General features: G+C 65.3%; 22 protein-coding genes and 1 tRNA gene. 13 read left to right on the top strand and 10 right to left on the bottom strand.

The window, feature by feature from the left end; translation table 11 throughout:
- The first annotated feature begins 8 nt into the window (after positions 1 to 8).
- Entirely contained in the window at positions 9 to 425 is a 417-nt protein-coding gene (locus tag QCE63_RS12720) for a CopD family protein (RefSeq protein WP_309833306.1), read from the top strand.
- Positions 426 to 452: 27 nt separating this feature from the next.
- Here the strand turns inward: QCE63_RS12720 and QCE63_RS12715 are convergent, their stop codons facing one another.
- Positions 453 to 1,292: a MurR/RpiR family transcriptional regulator gene (locus tag QCE63_RS12715; RefSeq protein ID WP_309809737.1), complete on the bottom strand. Its 840-nt coding sequence runs from the start codon at positions 1,290 to 1,292 to the stop codon at positions 453 to 455.
- A 299-nt stretch (positions 1,293 to 1,591) separates the two neighbouring features.
- On the opposite strand from QCE63_RS12715, the gene edd reads away from it, so the two are divergent.
- The 4 genes from edd to QCE63_RS12695 all read left to right on the top strand — a co-directional run bounded on the left by edd (position 1,592) and on the right by QCE63_RS12695 (position 6,416).
- On the top strand, positions 1,592 to 3,532 hold the full coding sequence (edd, locus tag QCE63_RS12710; protein ID WP_309833305.1) for a phosphogluconate dehydratase: 1,941 nt from the start codon (positions 1,592 to 1,594) through the stop codon (positions 3,530 to 3,532).
- Between the two features lie 80 nt (positions 3,533 to 3,612).
- Positions 3,613 to 4,242 carry a bifunctional 4-hydroxy-2-oxoglutarate aldolase/2-dehydro-3-deoxy-phosphogluconate aldolase gene (gene eda, locus QCE63_RS12705; RefSeq protein ID WP_309833303.1) on the top strand — a complete coding sequence of 210 codons (630 nt, stop codon included), beginning with the start codon at positions 3,613 to 3,615 and terminating at the stop codon, positions 4,240 to 4,242.
- A 304-nt stretch (positions 4,243 to 4,546) separates the two neighbouring features.
- Positions 4,547 to 5,911, top strand: a complete 1,365-nt coding sequence (locus QCE63_RS12700) for a GntP family permease (protein WP_309833302.1) — start codon at positions 4,547 to 4,549, stop codon at positions 5,909 to 5,911.
- A 10-nt stretch (positions 5,912 to 5,921) separates the two neighbouring features.
- Positions 5,922 to 6,416, top strand: a complete 495-nt coding sequence (locus QCE63_RS12695; RefSeq protein WP_309833300.1) for a gluconokinase — start codon at positions 5,922 to 5,924, stop codon at positions 6,414 to 6,416.
- Positions 6,417 to 6,492: 76 nt separating this feature from the next.
- Here QCE63_RS12695 and purB read toward each other — a convergent pair whose 3' ends face one another.
- The 3 genes from purB to QCE63_RS12680 form a co-directional block, all read right to left on the bottom strand.
- Positions 6,493 to 7,881 carry an adenylosuccinate lyase gene (gene purB, locus QCE63_RS12690; RefSeq protein ID WP_309833299.1) on the bottom strand — a complete coding sequence of 463 codons (1,389 nt, stop codon included), beginning with the start codon at positions 7,879 to 7,881 and terminating at the stop codon, positions 6,493 to 6,495.
- Positions 7,882 to 7,956: 75 nt separating this feature from the next.
- Positions 7,957 to 8,658, bottom strand: coding sequence for an N-acetylmuramate alpha-1-phosphate uridylyltransferase MurU (gene murU, locus QCE63_RS12685; RefSeq protein ID WP_309833296.1), 702 nt, complete (start codon positions 8,656 to 8,658; stop codon positions 7,957 to 7,959).
- Between the two features lie 14 nt (positions 8,659 to 8,672).
- Positions 8,673 to 9,698: a phosphotransferase gene (locus tag QCE63_RS12680; RefSeq protein WP_309833295.1), complete on the bottom strand. Its 1,026-nt coding sequence runs from the start codon at positions 9,696 to 9,698 to the stop codon at positions 8,673 to 8,675.
- 226 nt (positions 9,699 to 9,924) lie between these two features.
- Between QCE63_RS12680 and QCE63_RS12675 the strand changes: the two genes are divergently transcribed.
- The 4 genes from QCE63_RS12675 (at position 9,925) to rsmA (ending at position 15,658) form a co-directional block, all read left to right on the top strand.
- Positions 9,925 to 12,315, top strand: a complete 2,391-nt coding sequence (locus QCE63_RS12675; RefSeq protein WP_309833294.1) for an LPS-assembly protein LptD — start codon at positions 9,925 to 9,927, stop codon at positions 12,313 to 12,315.
- 112 nt (positions 12,316 to 12,427) lie between these two features.
- A complete protein-coding gene (locus QCE63_RS12670; protein ID WP_309833293.1) occupies positions 12,428 to 13,789 on the top strand; it encodes a peptidylprolyl isomerase in 1,362 nt (453 codons plus the stop codon).
- Positions 13,790 to 13,794: 5 nt separating this feature from the next.
- A complete protein-coding gene (gene pdxA / locus QCE63_RS12665) occupies positions 13,795 to 14,778 on the top strand; it encodes a 4-hydroxythreonine-4-phosphate dehydrogenase PdxA (RefSeq protein WP_309833292.1) in 984 nt (327 codons plus the stop codon).
- A gap of 31 nt (positions 14,779 to 14,809) precedes the next feature.
- Positions 14,810 to 15,658, top strand: a complete 849-nt coding sequence (gene rsmA, locus QCE63_RS12660; protein ID WP_309833290.1) for a 16S rRNA (adenine(1518)-N(6)/adenine(1519)-N(6))-dimethyltransferase RsmA — start codon at positions 14,810 to 14,812, stop codon at positions 15,656 to 15,658.
- Between the two features lie 2 nt (positions 15,659 to 15,660).
- On the opposite strand, the gene QCE63_RS12655 is transcribed toward rsmA, so the two are convergent.
- Positions 15,661 to 15,906 carry a hypothetical protein gene (locus tag QCE63_RS12655; RefSeq protein WP_309833289.1) on the bottom strand — a complete coding sequence of 82 codons (246 nt, stop codon included), beginning with the start codon at positions 15,904 to 15,906 and terminating at the stop codon, positions 15,661 to 15,663.
- A gap of 175 nt (positions 15,907 to 16,081) precedes the next feature.
- Between QCE63_RS12655 and QCE63_RS12650 the strand changes: the two genes are divergently transcribed.
- Both QCE63_RS12650 and QCE63_RS12645 read left to right on the top strand, forming a co-directional pair.
- Positions 16,082 to 17,338 (top strand): DNA repair exonuclease, encoded by a 1,257-nt coding sequence (locus tag QCE63_RS12650; RefSeq protein ID WP_309833286.1) that lies wholly within the window; start codon positions 16,082 to 16,084, stop codon positions 17,336 to 17,338.
- Positions 17,339 to 17,342: 4 nt separating this feature from the next.
- Positions 17,343 to 20,804, top strand: coding sequence for an AAA family ATPase (locus tag QCE63_RS12645; RefSeq protein WP_309833284.1), 3,462 nt, complete (start codon positions 17,343 to 17,345; stop codon positions 20,802 to 20,804).
- A gap of 18 nt (positions 20,805 to 20,822) precedes the next feature.
- On the opposite strand, the gene QCE63_RS12640 is transcribed toward QCE63_RS12645, so the two are convergent.
- Both QCE63_RS12640 and QCE63_RS12635 read right to left on the bottom strand, forming a co-directional pair.
- Positions 20,823 to 21,647, bottom strand: a complete 825-nt coding sequence (locus tag QCE63_RS12640; protein ID WP_309833282.1) for a Sir2 family NAD-dependent protein deacetylase — start codon at positions 21,645 to 21,647, stop codon at positions 20,823 to 20,825.
- Positions 21,644 to 22,723, bottom strand: a complete 1,080-nt coding sequence (locus QCE63_RS12635) for a WYL domain-containing protein (RefSeq protein WP_309833805.1) — start codon at positions 22,721 to 22,723, stop codon at positions 21,644 to 21,646. The genes QCE63_RS12640 and QCE63_RS12635 overlap by 4 nt, the downstream gene beginning before the upstream one ends.
- A 204-nt stretch (positions 22,724 to 22,927) precedes the next feature.
- On the opposite strand from QCE63_RS12635, the gene QCE63_RS12630 reads away from it, so the two are divergent.
- Positions 22,928 to 23,335 (top strand): hypothetical protein, encoded by a 408-nt coding sequence (locus QCE63_RS12630; protein WP_309833281.1) that lies wholly within the window; start codon positions 22,928 to 22,930, stop codon positions 23,333 to 23,335.
- Positions 23,335 to 23,520, top strand: a complete 186-nt coding sequence (locus QCE63_RS12625) for a hypothetical protein (RefSeq protein ID WP_309833279.1) — start codon at positions 23,335 to 23,337, stop codon at positions 23,518 to 23,520. Before QCE63_RS12630 ends, QCE63_RS12625 begins: the two co-directional genes overlap by 1 nt.
- Positions 23,521 to 23,584: 64 nt before the next feature.
- Here the strand turns inward: QCE63_RS12625 and QCE63_RS12620 are convergent.
- The 3 genes from QCE63_RS12620 to pal all read right to left on the bottom strand — a co-directional run bounded on the left by QCE63_RS12620 (position 23,585) and on the right by pal (position 25,103).
- Positions 23,585 to 23,660 (bottom strand) — tRNA-Lys (locus QCE63_RS12620).
- Between the two features lie 151 nt (positions 23,661 to 23,811).
- Positions 23,812 to 24,561: a tol-pal system protein YbgF gene (gene ybgF / locus QCE63_RS12615; protein ID WP_309833276.1), complete on the bottom strand. Its 750-nt coding sequence runs from the start codon at positions 24,559 to 24,561 to the stop codon at positions 23,812 to 23,814.
- A gap of 35 nt (positions 24,562 to 24,596) precedes the next feature.
- Positions 24,597 to 25,103, bottom strand: coding sequence for a peptidoglycan-associated lipoprotein Pal (pal, locus tag QCE63_RS12610; RefSeq protein WP_309833274.1), 507 nt, complete (start codon positions 25,101 to 25,103; stop codon positions 24,597 to 24,599).
- Positions 25,104 to 25,132: the final 29 nt, after the last annotated feature.

Genomic DNA, 25,132 nt, shown 5'->3' with positions numbered 1-25,132 from the left:
CAAGACCGATGCTCTGGATCAAATCGCTGCACATCGTGCTGGTCGCCTCGTGGTTCGCGGGGCTGTTCTATCTGCCGCGCATCTTCGTCAACCTGGCGATGGAAACCGACCCCAAGGCCACCGCCCGGCTCCTGCTGATGGCGCGCAAGCTGTTCCGCTTCATGACCTTCATCGCGGTGCCGGCGCTGGCGTGCGGGCTGTGGCTGTGGCTCGTCGTCGGCATCGGCGCGGGGCAGGGCTGGCTGCACGCGAAACTCAGCATCGTCGCGCTGATCATCGTGTATCACGCGTATTGCGGACGCCTGCTGCATACCTTCCAGCGCGGCGAAAACAAACGGTCGGACAAGTGGTATCGCATGTTCAACGAACTGCCGGTGCTCGGCCTGCTCGGCGCGACGCTGCTCGTAGTCGTCAAGCCTTTCTGATGTCTTCCGCGTGAGCCGCGTCCCGGCTCACGTGCCCACCCTGCGGCTCTCCAGCACGTCCTTCGCTTCCGCGAGCTTTTCCGCCAGCTTCGGACCGCGTGCGAGCGCCAGTCCCACCGCCAGAATGTCGCCGATCGCGAGATGCGACACGCGCGAGGTCATCGGCGAAAAAATATCCGTGTCCTCGTCGACGTTGGCAAAGAGTCCCACCGTCGCCAGTCGCGCCAGCGGCGAGTTGCCGTGCGTGATCGCGATCACCTTCGCGCCGCCGTGCAGCGCGGACTTGCATGCATCCAGGATGTCGCGCGTGCGGCCCGTGTTCGAGATCGCGACGATGGCATCGCCCGGGCCGAGCAGCGCGGCCGAGGTCGTGTACGTGTGCGGATCGGAATACGCGACGGACGGCACGCCGAGCCGGAAGAACTTGTGCTGCATGTCGAGCGCGGCAATGCCGGAACCGCCCGCGCCGTAGAACTCGATGCGCCGCGCGTCCGCGAGAATCGCGATGGCCGCCGCGACGCTGTCCGAAGACAGACTGTTACGTACCTCGATCAACGCGCCGATGGTCCGGTCCAGCACCTTCGCCGCGACGCCCGCAGGCGGTTCGTCGCTCTTCACATCGCGATAGACGGTGGGAACGCCCGCTGCTACGCCTTGTGCAAGCCGGATCTTGAATTCCCGAAAGCCGGAAAAGCCGAGCGCCTGACAGAAGCGCGCGATGGTCGGCTGGCTCACGCCCGCGCGCGCGGCGAAATCGGTCATCGAGAGATCGAGCACTTCGCGCGGCGCTTCGAGTACGTAGTCGGCCAGCTTGCGCTCCGAGGGCCGCAACTGTTCGCGCATTGCTTCGACTTGGGACAGCAACATCGGAAATCTCGCCTATGCTGAAAATTGTTTGCGACTATAGCCGATCATTCAGCTTGTACAAATACTACATAATTTCGGCGGCATATCTCAGGGATTTCCCTGAGAAGCTCACCCGAAAAGCGCAAGCGCACGACGCGTTGGCATGCAGTCTCGGTATTCACCCCATTGAATCCATGTAGTTTTTCTACTAATATTCGGTCCATCGGCGAACGACACGACAACAACACCTGCGCCGTTCCTCGCAATTCCAAACCCCATCTCGACGGCAGGCGCGCCGGGAGTGAGACGAAGGAGCATCGATGGTTTCCCCGCATTCGCAACTGAAGCACGTTACCGACCGCATCATCGAGCGCAGCAAGCCGACGCGCGCCGCCTATCTGGCGCGCATCGACGCCGCGCAGGGCATGTTCCCGGCGCGCGGCGCGCTGTCCTGCGCGAATCTCGCGCACGGCTTCTCGGGCCTCGAAGGCCAGGAAAAATTTGCGATCAAGGCGGTGCGCGAGCCGAACATCGGCATCGTGTCCTCGTATAACGAAATGCTGTCCGCGCACGCGCCCTACAAGAGTTTTCCGGACCTCATCAAGCAGGCGGCGCGCGAACACGGCGGGATCGCGCAGTTTGCGGGCGGCGTGCCCGCCATGTGCGACGGCATCACGCAGGGCAATGCGGGCATGGAACTGTCGCTGTTTTCGCGGGAAGTCATCGCGATGAGCACCGCCGTCGCGCTGACGCACAACATGTTCGACGCCGCGCTGTGCCTCGGCGTGTGCGACAAGATCGTCCCGGGCCTGGCCATCGGCGCGCTGCAGTTCGGTCATCTGCCGACCATCTTCGTGCCGGCCGGCCCGATGACCAGCGGCCTCACCAACGACGACAAAGCGAAGGTGCGCCAGGAGTTCGCCACCGGCAAGTGCGACCGCAGCGCGCTGCTCGAAGCCGAGGCGGCCGCGTATCATGGTCACGGCACCTGCACGTTCTACGGCACCGCCAACAGCAACCAGATGCTGATGGAAGTGATGGGCCTGCATCTGCCGAGTTCGGCGTTCGTGCATCCGCACACCGAACTGCGCGATGCGCTCACCGCCGAAGCCGCGCGCCGCGTGCTGGACCTGACGCACGAGCGCGGCAACTACACCCCGATCGGCCATGTGGTCGACGAGAAGGCCATCGTGAATGGCATCGTCGCGCTGCTCGCGACGGGCGGCTCGACCAATCACACGCTGCACCTCGTGGCGATTGCGCGGGCGGCGGGCGTCATCATCGACTGGAACGATTTCGACGAGCTCTCGCAAGTCGTGCCGCTGCTCGCGAAGATCTACCCGAACGGCAAGGCCGACGTGAATCACTTTCATGCTGCGGGCGGCGTCGCGTTCCTCGTGCGCAACCTGCTCGAAGGCGGTTTGCTGCATGAGGATGTGCAGACGGTTGCGGGCCGTGGGCTGTCGCATTACACGAAGGAGCCGAAACTCATCGACGGCAAGCTGCAATGGATCGACGGCGCCGCCGAAAGCCACGACAGCAAGGTGCTGCGCGGTATCGGCGAGCCGTTCCAGCCGGACGGCGGCCTGCGTCTGATGCAGGGCAAGCTCGGCCGCGGCGTCATCAAGATTTCGGCGGTCGCGCCGGAGCATCGCGTGGTGAAGGCGCCGGCCATCGTCTTCAATTCGCAGGAAGAAGTGCAGGAAGCCTTCGACAAGGGCGAACTCAAGCGCGACTTCGTCGCCGTGGTGCGCTTCCAGGGCGCGCGTGCGAACGGCATGCCGGAACTACATCGATTGACGCCGCTGCTGGGCGTGTTGCAGGATCAGGGCTTCCATGTCGCGCTGGTCACCGACGGACGCATGTCCGGGGCATCGGGCAAGGTGCCGGCGGTGATCCACGTCTCGCCGGAAGCGCTGCTGCAAGGCCCGCTCGGCAAGGTGCGCACCGGCGACATGCTGGTCATCGACGCACCGTCCGGCGTGCTCGACATCGAGATCGACGCAAAGGAATGGGCGGCGCGCGAAGTCCAGGCGCCGCTGTATCAGGCCGAGAACGAAGTCGGCTTCGGGCGCGAACTGTTCGGCGTGTTCCGCAGTGCGGCGCTGCCGGCCGAAGAAGGCGCATCGGTGTTCGGCGCGCTGATCGGCGCGGACGCCGCGGAGGCGGACGGCGCGGCCAAGCAAGAGCGCAATCCGTTGCGCGACAACGCGCGTGCCGCGGCATCGGCGCTCAACAAGGCGCACGCCACGCATCACTGACGCTGAACGGCCCGGGCCCGGCCTGAGAGAACCCCGCGGTTCGCCTGCAAGGCGCCGCATCAAACCAGGAGTCGCATCACATGAAAACGGTAAGCGAAATCGTGCGTCTGGGACCGGTGATTCCGGTGCTGGCCTTCGACTCGGTCGAGCAGGGCGAACACGTGTCGCGCGCGCTGCACGCAGGCGGCGTGAAGGTGCTGGAGATCACGCTGCGCACGTCGGCCGGCATTGCCGCGATCGAACGCGCGGGCCAGCTCGCGGACGACATCGTGGTCGGCGTCGGCACGATCACGAAGCCCGAGCATTGCGCGCAGGCGAAGAGGGCGGGCGCGCAGTTCGGCGTATCGCCGGGTCTGACGAAGGACATGCACAAGGCCGCGCAGGATGCCGGCCTGCCGCTGCTGCCGGGCGTCATGACGCCGTCCGACATCATCGCCGCGATGGAACTGGGCTACGAGATCGTCAAGTTCTTCCCGGCGCAACAGGCGGGCGGCATTCCGATGCTGCAGGCGTTCTACGGACCGTTCCCGAACCTGCGCTTCTGCCCGACCGGCGGCATCACGGCCGAGACCGCGACCAGTTTCCTCGCGCAGCCCAACGTGGTGTGCGTCGGCGGTTCGTGGCTGACGCCCAAGGCAGCGCTGGCCGCGCATAACTGGGACGAAGTCACCCGCCTCGCGCGCGCCGCAAGCGAACTGGCGCCGCACTGATGTTCCATACGATGGACGCGCATGCCCAGCGCGTCCATCGTCAATTAAAAAAACAGGGAGACGACCGGTGATCCGGATGCGCCGTCGAGCCATCCGTGGCATCGCCGATGAAAAGACGCTGCGAAGCCCGCACGTCTTCGGCTGAAACGCCTTTCAGCAAGTAAAATTCTGTTGCCCAACGCCCGATGTGTGCGTGCCCGTGGTTGCTGCGCTGAGTTCGCCACCGAGCCTGCCAGTAAGGATTGCGATAGAGGCCGCACGCAGGGCGAAAAAATAACCTGAACAAAGAGATAAAGGAGGCGTCATGCCAGCCGTCCACGGGAGCATGCTGTTGCTCTACGCGGTGATCGCGATTGCGGTTCTGATCCTGATGATCGCGCGCTACAAGGTCTATCCATTCCTCGTCCTGATGATCGTCTCCGTGCTGCTCGCGCTCGCGGTGGGCATGCCAATGGACAAGATCGTCAAGTCGTTCGAAACCGGCAACGGCAATACGCTCGGCCACATTGCCATCGTGGTCGGCCTCGGCACGATGCTCGGCAAGATGATGGCCGAATCGGGCGGCGCCGAGCGCATCGCCAACACGCTGATCGATCTCTTCGGCGAAAAGAACATTCACTGGGCGATGATGGTCGTCGCGATCATCGTCGGCTTGCCGGTGTTCTTCGAAGTCGGCTTCGTGCTGCTGATTCCGATTGCGTTCAACGTCGCCAAGCGCACCGGCAAGTCGCTGTTGCTCATCGGATTGCCGATGGTCGCCGGTTTGTCCGTCGTGCACGGGCTGATTCCGCCTCACCCGGCCGCGCTGCTCGCGGTGCAGGCGTATCACGCGGATATCGGCAAGACCATCGCGTATGGTCTGATCGTCGGCATTCCGACGGCCATCGTCGCCGGTCCCCTGTTCGCCTTGCTGATCAGCCGTCACATCAAGCTGCCCGACGCCAACGCGCTCGCCGATCAATTCGTGCAGAAGCACGGCGAAGCCGACACGAAGCGCGTCTTGCCGAGCTTCGGCATCACGCTGTTCACCATTCTTCTGCCGGTGATCCTGATGCTGGTCGGCAGCTGGGCGGATCTGGTCTTCACGCCGAAGACGCTGCCCAATGATTTGCTGCGCTTCATCGGCCAATCGGACATGGCGCTGTTGATCGCGGTGCTGGTCAGCTTCTGGACCTTCGGCGCGAAGCAGGGCTTCAACCGCGAGCAGATCCAGAAGTTCTGCGGCGAATGTCTTGCGCCCATCGCGGGCATCACGCTGATCGTCGGCGCGGGCGGCGGTTTCGGGCAAGTGTTGCGCGACAGCGGCATTTCCCAGCAGATCGTCGCGACGGCTTCGTCCGCGAATCTGTCGCCGTTGTTGCTCGGCTGGTTCGTCGCGGCGCTGATCCGTCTGGCTACCGGCTCGGCGACGGTCGCGATGACCACGGCCTGCGGCATCGTCGCGCCGATCGCGGCGGCGGCGGGCGGTCACACGAGCCCGGAACTGCTGGTGCTGGCCACCGGCTCCGGCTCGCTGATTTTCTCGCACGTGAACGACGGCGGTTTCTGGCTGATCAAGGAGTATTTCGGCATGACGGTGGGTCAGACGTTCAAGACCTGGTCGCTGCTCGAAACCATCATTTCACTGTTAGGACTGGGTTTGACCTTCGCGCTTGCGGCGGTCGTGTAAGGAGATTTCGATGATTCTGATCGCGATGGGTGTGTCGGGCGCCGGCAAGACCCGCATCGGCGAGTTGCTGGCCGAACGTCTGCAGTGCGCCTTCACCGACGGCGACGCGTTTCACAGCGAAGCCAACAAGGAAAAGATGCACCAGGGCATTCCGCTCACCGACGACGACCGCTGGCCGTGGCTCAAGACCATTCGCGCCGCGATCGAGGAGAAGCAGCGCGCGGGCGAGACGGCGGTGTTCACGTGCTCGTCGCTGAAACGCTCGTACCGCGACGTGCTGCGCGACGGCGACAAGGACGTCTGCTTCGTCTATCTGGAAGGCTCGTTCGACGTGTTGAAGGAGCGCATCGGCACGCGCACGGGGCACTTCTTCGACCCGACGCTGCTGCAAAGCCAGCTCGACACGCTCGAGCCGCCGGGCGAGGATGAGGCGATCGTCGTGAATATCGAGCACACGCCGGAGGAGATCGTCGATATCGTCATGGAGCAGTTGAAGACGCGGTGAGCTGAACGCGGCTCCGGAAAGCAAAACGCCCCACGCTGCGCAGGCAGCGTGGGGCGTTGTCTTTCGTGCGGACGATTTAGCCGATGCGCTTGGCCAGCTCCACCGCGCGGCCGATATACGAGCCCGGCGTCATCTCCAGCAACAGCTTCTTCGCGTCGTCAGGAATGGCGAGGCCCGTGATGAAGGTCTGCAATGCCTCGCGCGTGATGCCCTTGCCGCGCGTCAGTTCCTTCAACTGCTCGTACGGGTTCTCGATGCCATAACGGCGCATCACCGTCTGCACCGGCTCGGCGAGGACTTCCCAGGTGTTGTCGAGATCTTCGTTGAGACGTGCCGCGTTGACTTCGAGCTTGTCGAGACCGCGGATCAGCGAGTCGTATGCGAGCAGCGAGTAGCCGAACGCCACGCCGATATTGCGCAGCACGGTGGAGTCCGTCAGGTCGCGCTGCCAGCGCGAGACAGGCAGCTTGTCGGCGAGATGGCGCAGCGTGGCGTTGGCCAGGCCGAGGTTGCCTTCGGAATTCTCGAAGTCGATTGGATTGACCTTGTGCGGCATCGTCGACGAACCGATTTCGCCGGCTTTCGTCTTCTGCTTGAAGTAGCCGAGCGAGATGTAGCCCCACACGTCGCGGTCGAGGTCGAGCAGGATGGTGTTCGCGCGCGCGACGGCGTCGTACAGTTCGGCCATGTAGTCGTGCGGCTCGATCTGCGTGGTGTACGGATTGAAGGTGAGCTTCAGGCGGTTCTCGACGACATCCTTCGAGAACGCCTCCCAGTCGAACTCCGGATACGCCGACAGATGCGCGTTGAAGTTGCCGACCGCGCCGTTCATCTTGCCGAGCAGTTCCACCTTCCCGATGCGCTGGATCGCGCGCGCCAGACGCGCCGCGACGTTGGCGATCTCCTTGCCGAGCGTCGTCGGGCTGGCGGGCTGGCCGTGCGTGCGCGAGAGCATAGGCTGTTCGGCCTGCGCGTGCGCCAGCTTGACGAGGCGTTCATGCACCGAGCGCAGCGCGGGCAGGATCACATGCTCGCGGGCGCCGGCGAGCATCAGGCCGTGCGAGGTGTTGTTGATGTCTTCGGAGGTGCAGGCGAAGTGGATGAACTCGCTCGCGCGTTCCAGTTCGGCCTGGCCCTTCACCGCTTCCTTGAGCCAGTATTCGACCGCTTTCACGTCGTGATTCGTGACGCGTTCGATGTCCTTGATGCGCGCCGCGTCATGAGCGGTGAAACGCTCGGCGAGGCCCAGCAGGAATTGCTCGGACGCCTCGGAGAAGCGCGGCACTTCGGCGAAGCCCGCACGCGACAGCGCGATCAGCCAGTGAATCTCCACCGTCACGCGATGGCGCATGAACGCGGCTTCGGACAGCCATTCACGCAGGGCCTCGGTCTTGCCGGCATAACGGCCGTCGAGCGGCGAGAGCGCGGTGAGCGCAAAGAGAGTATCGGGACGGGTATCGAACATGATTGCTTGTCGCAACGGAAGGAAAAGACGGAAGAACCGCGCATTTTACCATCGGATGCGACGCAATCCGGGTGCTCACCGGGAAAGCAGTGCCTCGTCCAGCGCCTGCAGCTGCGCGGGCGTGCCGACATTCTCCCAGCGGCCCGCGTACAACTCGCCGCTGGCGCGCCCGGCGGCGATGGCTTCGCGATAGTACGGCGTCAGCGCGCGACGCGAGCCGGGCGCGAGATCCCGGAACATGCGCGGGTCGTATAAGCCGATGTTGCCGAAGGTGAAGCGCGGCTCGCCGTCGAGCGCAAGCTGGCCGTCGTGCAGCGCGAAATCGCCGGCGGGATGGAAGGGCGGGTTCGGCACCATCACCAGATGCATGCCGGGCTCGCTGCGCGCGTGCAAGGTTTCGGCGCGGGCGCGCAAGGCGGCGTAATCGAACTCGCAGAACACGTCGCCGCTCACCGCGACGAACACCTGCTCGCCGAGCAGAGGCAGCGCCTGCGCGATGCCGCCCGCCGTTTCCAGCGCCTCGGTTTCCGGCGAGTAGCGCAGCTCGACGTCCCAGCGCGCGCCGTCGCCGAGCGCGGCTTCGATCCGCGCGCCCAGCCAGGCGTGATTGATGACGATAGTGCGGATGCCCGCCGCCGCCAGCCGCTCGATCTGCCAGACGATCAGCGGCTTGCCACCCGCTTCGAGCAGCGGTTTCGGGCAGGTGTCGGTGAGCGGGCGCATGCGTTCGCCGCGGCCGGCGGCGAAGATCATCGCCGTTGTCAGAGCGTGCGTCATCGTGGATTTGGAGTTCAGAAGGTGTAGCCGACTTCCTGCGCGCGGCCTTCGAGCGAATCGAGCAGGCGCGCGAACGGCCACAGCGGCGCATAGCGTTCGGCCACCTTGCGCGCATAGCCGATGAAACGCGGCAGGTCCGAGAGATAGCGCGGCTTGCCGTCGCGATAGTGGATGCGCGCGAACAGCCCGAGCACCTTGATGTGCCGTTGCAGGCCCATCCATTCGAGCTGCCGGTAGAACTCGCCGAAATCGGCGTCCACGGGCAGGCCGGCCTTCTTCGCGCGTTCCGAGTAATACGCGATGCAGTCGAGCTCGAACGCCTCTTCCCAGCTGATGAAGGCGTCGCGCAGCAACGAGGCCATGTCGTAGGTGATCGGACCGAACACCGCATCCTGGAAGTCCAGCACGCCGGGGTTCGGCTCGCAGACCATCAGGTTGCGCGGCATGAAATCGCGCAGCATGAAGGTCTGCGGCTGCGCGAGCGCGCTCTGTTCGAGCAGCGTGAAGGTGGCGTCGAGCACCTTGCGCTCGTCCGCCGTGACCTCGCGGCCCAGGTGACGCCCGATGAACCACTCGGGCAGCAGCTCCATCTCGCGGCGCAGGAACGCCTGGTCGAAGGGCGGCAGCACGCCTTCGCGCGCCGTCTGCTGGAAGCGGATCAGCGTGTCGATGGCCGAGCGCATCAGGGGCCGCGCGTTGGTCTCGTCGAGTACGGAGATATACGTGGTGGTGCCGAGGTCGGTCACGAGCATGAAGCCGGCGTCGAAATCGGCTTCGAGAATCTTCGGCACATGTACCTGCGCCGCGTCCAGCAGACCTGCGACCTGCACGAATTCACGGCACTTTTCGGGCGGCGGGGCGTCCACCGCGATCAGCGTCGCGCCGAACTCCGCGTCGCTTTCCAGGCGGAAATAGCGGCGAAAGCTGGCGTCGGCGGAAGCGGGAGCAAGACTTGTGAGGTTCAGCCGGTAGCGTCCGGCAAGACGTTGAAGCCATGCGCCGAGTTGTTCAAGGCGCGCGTCGGAAGGAATGTTCGTCATAAATTCGAGGGGCCAAACATCTTGCCATATAATACCCCACGACTTTTCAAGCGATCCGTTTCACGCCTGGCGCCAGGCCCCCGACGACTGTGAGCGTCATCGTTCAATCGAGTGTCGTCCCTGCTAGCAACGGACCGTCAAGTTCGTGACTGCGGTGAGGGCGCGGCCGCCTGTCCGGCGGCATCGGGCGCATGGGACGCGAACGGGATCGAACCGCCACCCATCCATGCCGCCACGACAGTTTCCCGTATCGAAAATCAAAGCTGACGCTCAGCCACGCAGGCGGCGGCTCGTCGTCGCGCTGCTGTCCGTGCCGGGGCTGATGCCCGCGTTCGCGCATGCGCAGCTCAGCGGGGCCGCAACGTATGCCGCGCCGCTCGACGGCGCCGACAGCCTGCGCCTCGCGCCGCAGCTCGAAGAGCGCCCGTTGCAGAGCGGCCAGCAGCCGACCACCTTCCTGCTGGGCGACAAGACCACCGGCACATCCGACGAGGACATGGCCGCGAAGGGCTCGGCGGAGGTGCGGCGCACGGTGACGGTCATCAAGGCCGACGCGCTGCACTACGACCAGGACACCGACATGGCCGATGCTTTCGGCAATGTCAGGTTGATCAACAACGGCGTGTCGTTCATCGGTCCGGAAGCGCATCTGAAGGTGGAGGCCAACGAAGGGTTCATGACGAACCCGAAGTACCACTTCAACCTGACGGGCGGCTCCGGCAGCGCCGAGCGCGTCGACATGGTCGACAACGAACGTGCGCGCGTCGATCACGGCACCTATACCGCCTGCGCGTGCTCGACCGATCCGGCGTGGTACATCAAGGGCACGTCGTTCGATTTCGACACCGGCGCGGAAGAGGGCATCGCGCACAACGGCGTGCTGTTCTTCCAGGGCGTGCCGGTGTTCGCGAGCCCGTGGATGTCGTTCCCGCTGACGGGCGACCGGCGCAGCGGCCTGCTGCCGCCCACGTTCTCGCTCAGTTCGACGACCGGTTTCGAAGTCACGGTCCCGTACTACTTCAACATCGCGCCGAACCGCGACCTCACCATCACGCCGCGCATCATGACGCGCCGCGGCGTGCTCGGCGAGGCGAACTACCGTTATCTGTCGCCCACTTATTCGGGTTCGCTGGATGTCAACTATCTGCCGAACGACCGCGAGACGCATACCAACCGTTATGCGATCTTCTGGCAGCACCAGCAGAATTTCGGCAACGGCTTCGGCGGCTATGTCAATTACAACAAGGTTTCGGATTCGCAGTATCCCGAAGACCTGGGCAACGCGTCGAACCAGTTCCTGAACGGCACGCAGCTGCTGTATCAGCAGGAAGCGGGTCTCACGTACAACAACGGCCCGTGGACGGTGCTCGCCCGCGAGCAGCGCTGGCAGACGCTTCAGCCGTCCATTCCGCCGTATGCGCGCGAGCCGCAGGTCAACGTCCAGTACAACAAGTACAACGTCGGCGGCTTCGACTACGGCGCGGAACTGGACGCCACGCGCTTCACGATCTCGCAGGAAGGTGCGACCGACGGCAACCGGCTGTACTTCAATCCGTACCTCAGCTACGGCATCAACGCGCCGGGCTACTTCATCACGCCGAAGGTGCAGTGGCACTTCGCGTCGTATGACCTGAGCCACATTGCCACGACACAGGTAGCGGGTTCGTCGCCGCCGGTCGCGGGCCAGCCCAAGAACTTCACCGAGTCGATCCCGACACTGAGCTTCGACACCGGGCTCGTGTTCGAGCGCTCGGTGCGGCTGTTTGGCCAGGACTATATCCAGACGCTGGAGCCGCGCCTCTACTACGTCTACACGCCGTATCACAACCAGGATTTCGCGCCGATCTTCGACACCTCCGAAGCCGACTTCGGACTGGCCGAGATCTACACGCCGAACACCTTCGTCGGCAACGACCGCATCGCCGACGCCAACCGCATCACCGCCGGCCTGACCACGCGCTTCATCAATCCGGCGACCGGCGACGAACGCGCGCGCTTCGTGATCGCGCAGCAGTATTACTTCGAGAGCCAGCGCGTCACGATCACGCCGGGCCAGTTGCCCGACCAGGCCAAGCACTCGGACCTGATCGCGGGCGCGGCCATCAAGCTCGGGGCTGGTTTCGCTTCGGAAACCGCGTTCCAATATAATGTCGACAACAACCAGCTCGTGCGTTCGAGCATTGGTTTCGCGTTCAGTCCCGGCGCGCGCAAGGTGATCAACGTCGGCTACCGCTATACGCGTTCGAACCAGACCACCTTGTCGAACGAGCCGATCAACCAGATCCTGGTGTCCGGCGAATGGCCGCTCACGAACCGTCTCTATGCGGTCGGCCGCGTCAACTACGACATGGCGAGCCATCGTCTCGTCGACGGGCTGGTGGGCTTCCAGTACGATGCCGACTGCTGGGCGTTCGGCTTCGGCGTGCAGCGCTACGCCAACGGCGTCAACAGCACGGGCCAGCTTTCGGCGGGCACGCGGGTGCTGGCGCAGCTGACGTTCAAGGGCTTGTCGAACGTCGACAACGGTCTCGTCAGCGCATTCCGCTCGAGTGTCCAGGGGTATCAGTCGCCGCCGCCGGCCGCGCCGCCGCTCGCCCGCTACAGCGACTACGAGTGACGCCTGAACGGTGAGCAACAGACAGGCAACACACAAGCGGCGCCAGGCAACGGCGCCGCGCACCACACACGCAGCACACGAACGGGTGAAGCTGGAATTTGATGGAGTCTCTGTGTCAAACGTGAAATTGTTTAGATCGACGGCCATCGTGGCGGGCGCGCTCGCCGCTGCGTTGATCCTGAGTACGCCGGCCGGCGCGCAGGCGTTGTCGAACCGCAGTGCGCAGGTGGCGGATTCCGTGGTCGCGGTCGTGAACGACGGCGTCATCACGCAGCGCGAACTGGAAGAGCGCACCGCGCTGATCGCCAAGCGTCTCCAGCAGCAGAACGCGCCGGTGCCCCCCGCCGACCAGATGCAGCGCCAGGTGCTCGACCAGATGGTGCTCGAGCGCATCCAGCTCCAGAAGGCGAAGGACGACGGCATCAACGTCGACGACGCCACCGTGAACCGCACGCTCGCCCGCCTGGCCCAGCAGAACCAGATGACGCTCGACGTCTACCGCTCGCGCATCGAGGCGCAGGGCGTGCCCTGGGCCACCTTCGTGCGCGACGCCCGCACCGAACTCACGCTGTCGAAGCTGCGCGAGAAGGAAGTCGACGGCAAGATCACCGTGTCGGACGGCGAAGTGGCGAATTACATCGCCAGCCAGCGCGGCCCGGGCGCCCGCAACACGAGCGACCTGCGCTTGCAGCACATCATGCTCAAGGTCGCGCAGGACGCGCCCGAGTCGGACGTCGCGGCGGCGCAGGGCAAGGCCGACGCCGTGCTGAAGCAGGCGCTCAACGGCGACGACTTCACCAAGCTCGCCAAGACCAACTCCCAGGATACCGACGCCTCCAAGGGCGGCGATCTCGGTTTCCGTGCGCCGGCTTCGCTGCCGGCGGGCATCGTGACGGCGGTGGCGACGCTGCGTCCGGGTCAGGTCGCGCCTACCTTGCTGCGTACGAGCGGCGGCTTCGAGGTCATCAAGCTGGTGGATCGGCGCGCAAGCCAGGGCACTGCCGCCGACGCGCCGAAGCTCACGCAGACGCACGTGCGCCACATCCTGCTGCGCGTGACGGACGGCATGTCGGAACAGGCGGCGCGTCAGCGTTTGCTCGACATCAAGCAGCAAGTGTTGGCGGGCGGCGACTTCGCGAACTTCGCGCGCACTTATTCGCAGGACGGCTCGGCCTCGCAGGGCGGCGACCTCGGCTGGATCAGCCCGGGCGAAACCGTGCCCGAATTCGAGCGCGCGATGAACAACCTGCAGGACGGCGCGGTCAGCGATCCGGTGCGCAGCGAGTACGGCTACCACCTGATCCAGGTGCTTGGCCGTCGCGAGGCGGAAGGCTCGGCCACGCAGCAGCTCGACATCGCGCGTCAGGCGATCGGCCAGCGCAAGGCGGAGCAGGCTTATTCCGACTGGCTGCGCGAACTGCGCGATACCGCCTACGTGCAGTACAAGGGCGTCGCTGCCCAAGCGCAGCAGTAAGCACCATGAGCACCGCCGATACCCGCCCGCTCGCCATCGCCATCACGACGGGCGAGCCGGGGGGCGTCGGCCCGGAACTGACGGCGGCGGCGCTCGCGCAGGCCCGCACGCGCTGGCCGCAGGCGCGCTTCACGGTGCTCGGCGACCGCGCGCTGCTCGCCGCACGCGCCGGCGCGGACTGGCCGGCGGCGGGTGAAGCCATCGACGTGGAACATCACGCGCTTGCCGTGCCGGCCGAGGCGGGCAAGCTGAACGCGGCCAACGGGCGCTATGTGCTCGGCCTGCTCGATGCCGCCATCGACGGCGCCGTATCGGGACGCTTCGACGCCATCGTCACTGCGCCGCTGCAAAAGAGCACCATCAACGACGCGGGCGTGCCCTTCACCGGCCACACCGAATATCTCGCGGAACGCACGCACACGCCGCGCGTGGTCATGATGCTGGCGGGTTCGGGCGAGCGTCCGCTGCGGGTCGCGCTGGCGACCACGCATCTGCCGCTGAAGGACGTGTCGGCAGCGCTGAGCGTGGAAGGCCTCGTCGAGACCTTGCGCATCATCCATCACGACCTGCGCACGCATTTTGGCCTGGCCGCGCCGCGCATCCTCGTCACTGGCCTCAACCCGCACGCGGGCGAGAACGGCTATCTGGGGCGCGAGGAAATCGACGTGATCGCGCCCGCGCTCGAACAGGCCCGTGCGCTCGGCATCGACGCGCCGGGGCCGTATCCCGCCGACACCCTGTTCCAGCCGCGCTATCTGCAAGACGCGGACTGCGTGCTGGCGATGTTCCACGATCAGGGCCTGCCGGTGCTGAAATACGCGACCTTCGGCGAAGGCATCAACGTGACGCTGGGCCTGCCGATCATCCGCACCTCGGTGGATCACGGCACCGCGCTCGATCTCGCCGGCACGGGCCGCGCGGACGCGGGCAGCATGATCGCCGCAATCGACGCCGCCGTCACGATGGCGCGCCACAAACGCGTGGCCTGAAAGCCGCCGCGCGAGCTTCATTCAAACGAACATGCCGACCAAACATCAAGGCCATTTCGCGCGCAAGCGCTTCGGGCAGAACTTCCTCGTCGATCAGGGCATCATCGACTCGATCGTCGACACCATCGCGCCCCGCCGCGGCGAGCGCATGGTCGAGATCGGGCCGGGACTGGCCGCGCTGACCGAACCGCTGATCGAACGCGTGGCGACGCCTGAGTCGCCGCTGCATGCGGTGGAACTGGATCGCGATTTGATCGGGCGGCTGGAGAAGCGCTTTGGCGAGCGTCTGGTCGTGCATTCCGCCGATGCCCTCGAATTCGACTTCGGCGCGCTTGCTGGTGTCGAAGGTGAGGAGAGCGGCAAGCCCACGCTGCGCATCGTCGGCAATCTGCCGTACAACATTTCGAGCCCGCTGCTGTTTCATCTCACGCGTTTCGCGCCGCAGGTGATCGACCAGCACTTCATGTTGCAGGACGAAGTCGTGGACCGGATGATCGCCGAACCCGCCAGCAAGGACTACGGGCGGCTCTCGGTGATGCTGCAATACCGTTACGTGATGGACAAGCTGCTCGACGTGCCGCCCGAATCGTTCAATCCGCCGCCGAAAGTGAATTCCGCGATCGTGCGCATGATTCCGTTCGCGCCACACGAGTTGCCCGACGTGGATGAAAACGCGTTGTCGGACGTCGTGAAGGCCGCCTTTGCACAGCGCCGCAAGGTCTTGCGCAACAACCTGTCGGCTTACCGCGAGTCGATCGATTTCGATGCGCTCGGTTTCGACCTGACCCGCCGCGCCGAGGAAGTGCCGGTCGCGGAATTCGTCGCGTTGGCGCAGGCGCTGCAACGCTCGCGCGGGGCTCAGTCCGGAACGCAATCCTGAATTCAGGACTGAAGCGCGCCGGCATCGGCGAGCCGGTTCATCAGGCGTTCCAGCCTGGCACGTTGATCACGCTGCAGTCCCCGCGTCGCGCTCACCTGGCGCACGCGGCAGCGCCAGTAAGTCTGGCCAAACAGCGAATTGGCGCCTTCCGCCGAGAGCACGCGTTCCAGATGCCGGATCGCGGCATCCACATTGCCCGGCGTGTACGGGCTCGTGATCGTGACGTGTCGTTCGAGTGTTTCGTTCATCGTTCTGGCCTCGTGTCGCGTTGATTCCGAGCGGCTGATTCTGCGGACAGCGCGGGACATCCGGCGTCCCGAACGTTCACGGCAAACCGGGACACCATGTGTCCGGCGCGGCTGCCAGGATCGACCGCCCGGTCGCCGCAGGCCAGCGGCAACCCTTTCATCACGGAGACAGCGCATGCGCTTCATACACGCGGCGGACATCCATCTGGACAGCCCTCTGCACGGGCTGTCCGCCTACGCAGACGCACCCGCCGACATGCTGCGCAACGCCACGCGCGAAGCCTTTTCGAGGCTCGTTTCGGTGGCGGTGGACGAGCAGGTCGACTTCATGATCATTGCCGGCGATCTCTACGACGGCACCTGGCGCGACCATAACACCGGCATCTTCTTCTGCCGCGAGATGGGCCGTCTGCGTCGCGCGGGCATTCCGGTGTATGTGCTGTTCGGCAATCACGACGCCGAAAGCGAAATGACGAGCCAGTTGCAGCTGCCGGACAACGTCCACACGTTCTCGGCGAGAAAGCCGCAGACCTTCCGCATCGACGCGCTCAAGGTCGCGCTGCACGGCCACAGCTTCAAGGAAAAGGCTGTCACGACGAACCTCGTCACCGCTTATCCGGCGCCCGTCGCGGGCTACTTCAACATCGGCGTGCTGCATACCGCGCTCGAAGGCGCGGCGCTGCACGCGAGCTACGCGCCGTGCTCGGTCGCGGAATTGCACGCGAAGCAGTATCACTACTGGGCGCTCGGGCATGTGCACGAATACGCGATCTGGCAGGACGCATCGACCATCGTGTTTCCGGGCAATCTGCAAGGGCGCAACATCCGCGAGACCGGGCGGCGCGGCGCCGTGCTGGTGACGGTGTCGGAGGCGGAAGAGGTGAGCGTCGAGCGGCTGTTCATCGACGTGCTGCGCTGGGAAGCGGTGAGCGTCGATGCCTCACAGGCCGCGACGCTCGATGAAGTCGCGCGCGCAGTCGGCCGTGCGCTCGAAACGCTGGTCGATGGCGCGGCGTCGCCGGTGCCGCACGCCGTGCGCGTGACGATCACCGGCGCGACTCAGGCGCACGGCGAGCTGTTCGGACTCGCGACGCAATTGCGCGCCGAAGTGCTGGCGCAGATCGCGGCGATCAGCCATGACCGCCTGTGGCTGGAAAAGGTGAAAGTCGCGACCCGGCCGCTGTCGCAGGACGCGCCCGCGGCCGGACGCAGCGACGCGCTCGCCGACCTGCACGGCCTCCTGATCGAAGCGGAATCCGACCCGGAGTTTCTGGCGATGTTGAAGGAACGACTGATCGTGCTGGCGACGCAGGCGCCGAGCGAATTGCAGAAGTCCGTGCCCGAGCTCGAACAGGTGCGCAACGGCGAGCTGGCCGCGCTCGTGAGCGAGGTGCGCTCCGGGCTCATCGCGCAACTTGCGGACGCGGAGTAAGGCGATGCGCATCGGCAGACTCGAACTCATCCGCTACGGCAAATTCACCGACCACGACGTGGATTTTCCGGTGGCGGAGCATGACTTTCACTTCGTCGTCGGTCCGAACGAGGCCGGCAAGTCGACGATCAAGAACGCCATCTCCGAGCTGCTGTTCGGCATGCCGCACAGCTCGCCGCTTGCCTTCGTGCATCCGCAGAGCGATCTGCGACTCGGCGCTTCGCTCGAACTGGACGGCGCGGCGTTCGCGTTCCATCGCACGAAGAGCCGCAAATCGTCGCTCACTGCGCCGAACGGCGACCCGCTCGCCGCCGACGCACTTACGCCGTTCCTCGGCGCCGCGGACAAGCACTTCTTCGAGCAGATGTACTGCCTGAATCACGACGCACTGCGGCGCGGCGGCGACGCGATTCTCGATGCGTCGAGCGATGTCGGGCAGGTGCTGTTCCAGTCGGCGGCGGGCATCGCGAGTCTCGGCGACGTGCGTCAGCGCCTCGCGGACGAAGCCGACCGGCTGTGGGCCAGGCGCAAGTCGGGCGATCGTGCGTACTACGCCGGTCTCAAGCAATTCGACGAAGCCAGCGCCGAGCTGAAGACGGCGAGCGTGCGCACGACGCAATGGCGACGCGCGCAGGGCGCCGTCGAGGAGGCCGAGGAGAAGCGCCGCGAACAGGACACGCAGCGCGCGGCGCTCGAAGCGCAGCGCGGCCGGCTCGAACGCGTGAGGCGCGTGGCGCCGCATCTGAACGTGTGGCGCGAGAAGAGCGTCGAGTTGCGCGAACTGGGCGAGGTGCGGGAACTGCCGGCCGACGCCGGGGCGACGTTGCAAAATGCGCTGACGCGGCTGGCGTCCGCCGAGCGGGCTGTCGAACTGCATGTGGCTGAAGCGGCGCGCTTGCAGACCCTGGCGGACGCCATAGAGGTCGACCGGACGATGCTCGCGGCGCAGGCGCGCATTCTTGCGCTCGACGCCGCGCGTGAGCGCACGGTGAATCACGCCGGCGATATTGCGCGGCTTGAAAACGAAGTGGGGTTGCGGCTGCGGCAGGTCGCGCAGCACAGCGCGCAACTCGGCTGGCCGCAGGACGAAGCGGGCGCGCGTTACGCGCTGCCCGGCGCGCTGGTGCTCCAGACCTTGTCCAGCCTGATGCTGGAGCGCGGCGAACTGCAGCATGCGGCGCGCAACGCCGGGCAGGCCGCCGATGAAGCCGCGAAGCAGATCGACATGCTGAAGACGCGGCTGGCCGGAATCGACGATGGCGAGGTGCCCCCGGCTTTGCGTGCGGCCTTGCGCGCCGCGCAGAAGTATCGCGATTCGGGCACGGAGCAGCGGCGTCTGGAAGACGCGAAGCGTGAGGCCGAGCAGTCGTTCGACGCAGGCCTCGCCGCGCTCGGACGCTGGACGCGGCCGCTCGACGCGTTGCAGTCGATGACACTGCCTGCGCCGGAGCGCATCGCCACGCTGCGGCGCGAGCGGCAGGAGCGGACGTCGCGTGTGACGCTCGCCGGGGATCGGCTGGACGAGGCGCGCGACGATCTGCGCGCGGCGCGGCACGCGCTGGACGAACTGGTCGAAACACACGATGTCGTAACCGCCGCCGAAGTACGCGATGCCCGTGCCACGCGCGATGCCGCGTGGCACGCGATCCGCTCGGGCGACGTCGCGCTCGACGCGGGCGCGCCGGGATTCGAGCAGGCAGTGCATGCATCGGATGGACTGGCGGACCGTCAGCTGGGCTCGGTCGGCCAGGCGACGCAACTGACGGCGCTGAAGCGGCGCATCGTCAGCGCGGAAGCGACGCTCGCGCGCCGCGAGGAAAGCGTGGCGGAAGCCGCGACGGCATTGACGCAGTTCGACGATGACTGGCGCGCGCTCGCCGCGCAGGCGGGCGTCGCGGAGATGCCGCTGGATGATGCGCCGGCGTGGATGGCGTCGCGCGATGCGGTGCTGACGGCAGCGCAGGCGCTGCACACGCGTAGCGCGGAGCTAGCGCGTGAAGCCGCCGATGCCGCCGCGCGCCGCGATGAACTCGCGCGTCAGTTGAGTGCATCCGGCGCAGCGGAGGATCTGCACGCCAGTATCGATGCGCTGTGCGACAGCGCCGAGTCCCGCATCGCTGACATCGACAAAGCGGGCGAGACGCGGCGCAATCTCCAGGCGCAACTCGACGAAGCGCAGGCCGAACGCGGCTCACGTGAGGGCAAGGCGAAGGCGGCGCGTGAAGCGTTCGAGCGCTGGCAGCGGGACTGGACGGCGGCGCTCGACAAGGCAGGCCTCGCAGGCGCCGTCGATTCGCAGGCGGCGGCGGAAACGGCGCTCGACATCGTGAAGCAGATCAGCGAGCAGCTGACGCAAGTGGACGGTATTCGTAGCGGTCAGATCGAAGCCATGCGCCGCGCGCTGGCGGCGCTCGATGCTGACGCGGCGCAACTGGCGCAGGAACTCGACGTATCGCTGGCCGGAGCGGGCGCGTCGCGGATCGCGGCGGAACTGTCGGCGCGCCTCGATCACGCCGTGGCTGCGCAAGCCGACAGCGATCGGCTGAAGAAGGAACACGCGGCAGCGGATGCGCAGGTGAGCCACGCGAGACTCGAAGTGGAGGAAGCGAAGGCCACGCTGCGGCCGCTCTACGAACTGGCGGCCGTGGACACGCCTGATGCGCTCGCGCCGCTGATCGCGCAATCGCACAGGAAGGGCGTGCTCAAGGCCGCCGCCGACGACGCGCGCGCCGCGCTCATCCAGGGCGGCGATGGCCTCACGCTCGACGAGCTCGTCGCGGAAGTGGAGGGCGCGGACATGCCGAACGTGGAGGCGGAGCTGTCGCGGATCGGCGCGGCGCTGTCGGAGTCGGTGAATGCGGCGCGCGACATCGCGGCGGCGCTCGAGGCCGCGCGGCGCGAACTGGAGGCCATCTCCGGCGACGCCAATGCCGCGCGCGCCGAGGCGAAGCGGCAGGAAGCGCTGGCATTCATGGCCGATGCCGCCGAACGCTTCATCAAGGTCGAAACCGCTTCGACGTTGCTGAAATGGGCGATCGACCGTTATCGCGAACGCCGTCAAGGCCCGATGCTGTCGCGCGCCAGTGCGATTTTCGCTGAACTGACGCTCGGCAACTTCTCGCGGTTGGTCGTGGACTACGATCGCCAGCCGATGGCGCTCTCAGCGGTCCGAGTGAGCGGCGAGCATGTCGAGATTGGCGGAATGAGCGAGGGCACGCGCGACCAGCTGTATCTCGCGCTGCGGCTCGCGGCGCTGGAGGAACATGGGGAGCGGGCGGCGTCGCTGCCATTCGTCGCCGACGATCTCTTCATCAACTTCGACGATGGCCGCGCCCGTGCCGGTTTGCGTGTCCTCGCGCAACTCGCGAAGCGTACCCAGGTGATCTTTCTGAGCCATCACGACCATCTGGTGGAGATCGTGCGCGAGGTGTTCGGACCGCAGGTCAACGTGCGTTATATGGGCTGACGCGTCTCACGCGTGCTTTCAAGCGTCGCGCAGCAGGGCGTCGAGGCGCAGCAGCGCGGCGCGTGCGCCATCCGCGATGCCGATACCCCGGTCTGGCCCAATGGCGTGCTCACGCGGATTGATGCGGATCACGCGCGGTCCGTTGAGTTCGCTGAAGCGCCTGACCGTGGGCAGCGCACGTCCCGCGCCGAGTTCTATGACCACCAGCCGCTCGACGCCATGCAGCCACGCAGCCAGCCGGCGTTCCTGCTGAGCCGAGCGCCGGTCGACCCAGTTCCAGTCGCCGAACATCAGGATGTTCGGGCGCGCCAGCGCATGACAACGCGGGCAGCGCGGCGGCGCATTGACGAGCTCACAGCGCGCTTCATCGACGACGGGATCGAAGCCGTCCGCCGACCAGAGGTCGTGCGTGCAGGCGTCGAGGCATTGCAGCGTGCCGATCGCGCCGTGGCATTCGGCGACGCGCTCCGGCGCGAAACCCGCGCGCTGGAACTGGCCGTCGACATTGCTCGTGAACACGAACGCGCCGTGCGGCATGCGTGCCGCCCAGCGTTTCAGCACGTGGAAGCCCTCATGCGGTTCGGTTGCACGGTACAGCGCCAGCCGATGCCCGTAGAAGCCCCAAGTCAGTTTCGGATGGCGCGCGAAGCCAGCGGGATTGGCCATGTCCTCGAACGAGAAGCCATGGTGCCGCAGCGCCGGATACGCACGCCAGAAGCCTTCCGGTCCGCGAAAGTCCGGCAAGCCGGAGTCGACGCCCATGCCGGCGCCGGCGGTAACGAGCAGGCCATCGGCGGCGCGGATCCAGGCGGCGGCTTGTTCGAGCAGCGCGGTGTCGTTCATGGCGCAGTGGCCTCCGAATAGCGGTTGGCGAGCTTGCGATAGTCTTCCGCGAATTCATCGCGCAAGGTCTGGGGCGCAAGAATCTCGACGCCCGCACCGAGGGCGCGCAGCCACCAGCGCAGCTTCAGACTCGGCGTGACGGTGCCGGAGATTCTCGTGCGGCCGTCGGGCAAGGTGTCGATCTGCTGATCCTTCGACATCGGCGATTCGCGCAGTTGATTGCCGGCGTGACCTTCGAAGGCGAGTTCGAGACGCACGGCAGGCTCGGGCAGGAAATCGAACACCTGCTGCGTCTCGATGTACTTGCGCAGCTTGAAGTCCTCGGGGTACGTGAAGGCCTCGCCGGACTCCGTCACCGAGCGAATCCGGTCGAGCCGATACAGTGTTCGCATCCATTCGGTTTCGCCTTTCTCGGGACGCGGCGCGCGCTTAGGATCCTGCGCGACCATGTACATCACGCCCGCCGATTCCACCAGCGCGAGCGGCCATAGCGTGCGGGTCTTCGGTTCATCGGTCTGGCTGGCGCTCTCATTTTTATATGCGGGCCGGTATTGCACGAGCAGTTCGCGCTCGAAGAAGGTAGCGGTCGCGACGGCCTGGAAGATCTCCGGACGCAGCTTCGGACGAATCAGCGTGAAGGCGCCATCGACGGAATCGATCTTGTCCGCCCACGCGCGATAGATGCGGCTGTCCTCTTTCTCCTGCGACAGCCGCGCCTCGGCGGCCTTGAAGAGCGGATCGATGTCGCGCGTCACGGCGTTCGGCAGCTTGTTGCCGGCGAAGCGCTGAAGGATGTGAAACGCCACGGCTTCCGATGCGCTCATCAGTCCGACACCTTCCTGCAGACCGTGCAGCCAGGGCTTGCGTTGCCACAGTAGTTCGCGGCCGTTGAGCATCGAGACGACGCGGCCGTCCGCTTCGAGCGCCGTCAGGTGGCGTTGCACTTTCTTCGTATAGCCGACGCGATGTCCGCGCTCCTCCAGGCGGCGACGGATTTCCGGCGTGGGAAGCCAGGCGGTGGCGTCACGTTCGGTTGGCAACACGCGGAGGATGGCTTCGTCGAGGCTGTTGGTCATGGCTTGGGCGAGTGCTGGGGCGAGTTGGGAACCGCGCTCGATTATAAGAAGCACCGGGACAGATTGTGCCCGGGTGTTCCGGCTCTGATCGACGTGCATCGATTTCAGATTGTTCTGGTGACGGCGCTCGATAGAAGCGGAAAGAATAGCTGCGCCCGGTCGGTTCATGCGTGAGGAACCGGTTTGCTATCGAGGAGCGACATCATGAGCAAGCGCGATCAAGCCAACGAGGAATTCGTGGAGCGGCTCAAAGGCCGGACAGCGCGTGCCGTCCAGCAGTATTTTTTCTCGCACGGCCTCTGCGTGAGCCGTTTCGAGATTCGCAAGGCGATGCGCCTGCCCGAGCATGAAGCGATGTTTGCTGCTCCGACGCCGTGCTTCACGCAGGTCAACGAGGCGATCGGCCGGCTGTCGGATATCGGTTCGCTGTCGCTGGCGTCGAAGGAAAAGTTGATGCGCGCCGTGTATGAAATCGAAGCCCGGCTTGCGGAGCGCGTGGGCAAGGTGGAAGGGCTGGAGTCGGCGGTGGCGCGCATTGGCGTAGCGTTGCGCGTCGTGCCGCACGAGCCGAAGCCGTGGCCGTTCGTGTTGTGGGGAAGGCGCTGGTGCTGATGGCGTTCGTCGCGTGGCAATGGGCGCTGCTGGGTGCGATGATGTACGCGGCAGGGGTGAGACAGCTTCTGACCTATTGGAAACGCAAGGCAGCAGCGGATCGTTCGTTAGCCGAAGCCAATGCGATGTTCGACGCGGTCACCGAGCTCGAAATGACGCCGCGGTTCAGCATGCTGCGGGAGTGATGAGTCGGCAAAGCGCTCACGCAAAAGAAAAGGGCTCAGCATGCGCTGAGCCCTTTGAATCTTTTGGTAGGCCGTACGGGATTCGAACCTGTGACCAACGGATTAAAAGTCCGCTGCTCTACCAGCTGAGCTAACGACCCAAAAGAGGCGAAATTATAATCTGCGAATTGGCCTTTTGTCAACCAAACCGCATTGCAAACCGGCCAATGGCCTCAGAAAAAACGCCTGCGAGCGTGACCGGCCGTAGGCATTCTCTCTCATCCATTGCAACAGGCTTGGTTCACTTTTAGCTCACTTCACCTGCGACATCTTGCTCTGCGCCGTCGTCGCGACTTCGGTACCGGAGTACTGCGAGATGATCTGCTGAAGCGTCTGCTTGGCAGCCGCTTTCTGGCCTTGCTCGATCTGGTTGTTCGCGATCGCAAGCAGCGCTTCGGGTGCTCGCGGATGCGTCGGATAACTCTTCACCAGGTTCTGCCAGACCGCAGTCGATCCCTTGTAGTCGCGCTGGGCATAGAGCGCGTTGCCGAGCCAGTACTGTGCCGTAGGCTGATACGGGCTCTGCGGATACTTCGCCACGAACGTCTTGAACGACGCCGCGGCGTTCTTGTAATCGCCGCTACGGAATTGAGTCGACGCCGCGTTGAACGCTTCCGTCTCGCCAGGCTGCACCGCACCGGATACCCCGTCGATCGTCTCCTGCTGCGGCTCGAATTTCTTGAGACGCGAGTCGAGATCGGCGTAATAGTCCTTCTGCTGCTTTTGCAGCGTCACGACCTGGTTGGTCAGATCTTCGTTCTGTCCGCGAACCGTGGCGACCTGTTGATTCAACTGGTCGAGACGGTTCTGCTGATCGAGGATCGTACGTTGCGCGGCCTGCAGCTGATTCGACAGACTGTCGGCTTTCGTGCGCAGGTCGAGCACGGCCTTGCGCGCTTCGTTGTCGTCGAAGACGCCGGCGTGCGCAGGCACGCCGAACATCGTCGAACCCACCACGCAAGCGGCTGCGGCAGCGCGCAGCAAGGGAAAGCGATACAACATAGAGCGACTCACCCGTGACAGGTTACGTTACGTGATTACTGCTGGTATGCGAGGTCCGCACGGCGGTTCTGCGCGTACGAGGCGTCGTCGTGGCCCGTTGCCATCGGCTTTTCCTTGCCGAGGCTCACGGCTTCCATCTGCGAGTCGGCCACGCCCATCAGCGACATCGCGCGACGCACGGCTTCCGCACGCTTCTGGCCGAGCGCCAGGTTGTACTCGCTCGTGCCGCGTTCGTCGGTGTTGCCCTGGATCAGGACGTGACGTTCCGGATGGCTCTTCAGATACGACGAGTGTTGTTGCAGCAGCGGCTGATAGTCGTCCTTCACGGCGTAGCTGTCGAAGTCGAAGAAAATGCTGCGCTTGGCGAGCGGGCTGTTCGGGTCGTTCAGCGGGTCGATATTGACCTGCTTCACGTCCGTCGGGTTCGGCTGCGTGCCGACTGCACCCTTGTTCTGGCCTTCATCGAGCTTCACGCCCGAGTGACAAGCCGCCAATGCGCCGACCATCGCAACTGCCAGGCCGATACGAAGTTTCGACATCATGGTACCTCTCCTTGTGTTGTAGCTGAACG

It is taken from the genome of Caballeronia sp. LZ065, assembly GCF_031450975.1.
Lineage (GTDB): Bacteria > Pseudomonadota > Gammaproteobacteria > Burkholderiales > Burkholderiaceae > Caballeronia.
Note: the sequence above shows the minus strand (reverse complement) of the source record. Positions and strands in the feature narration are given on the sequence as shown.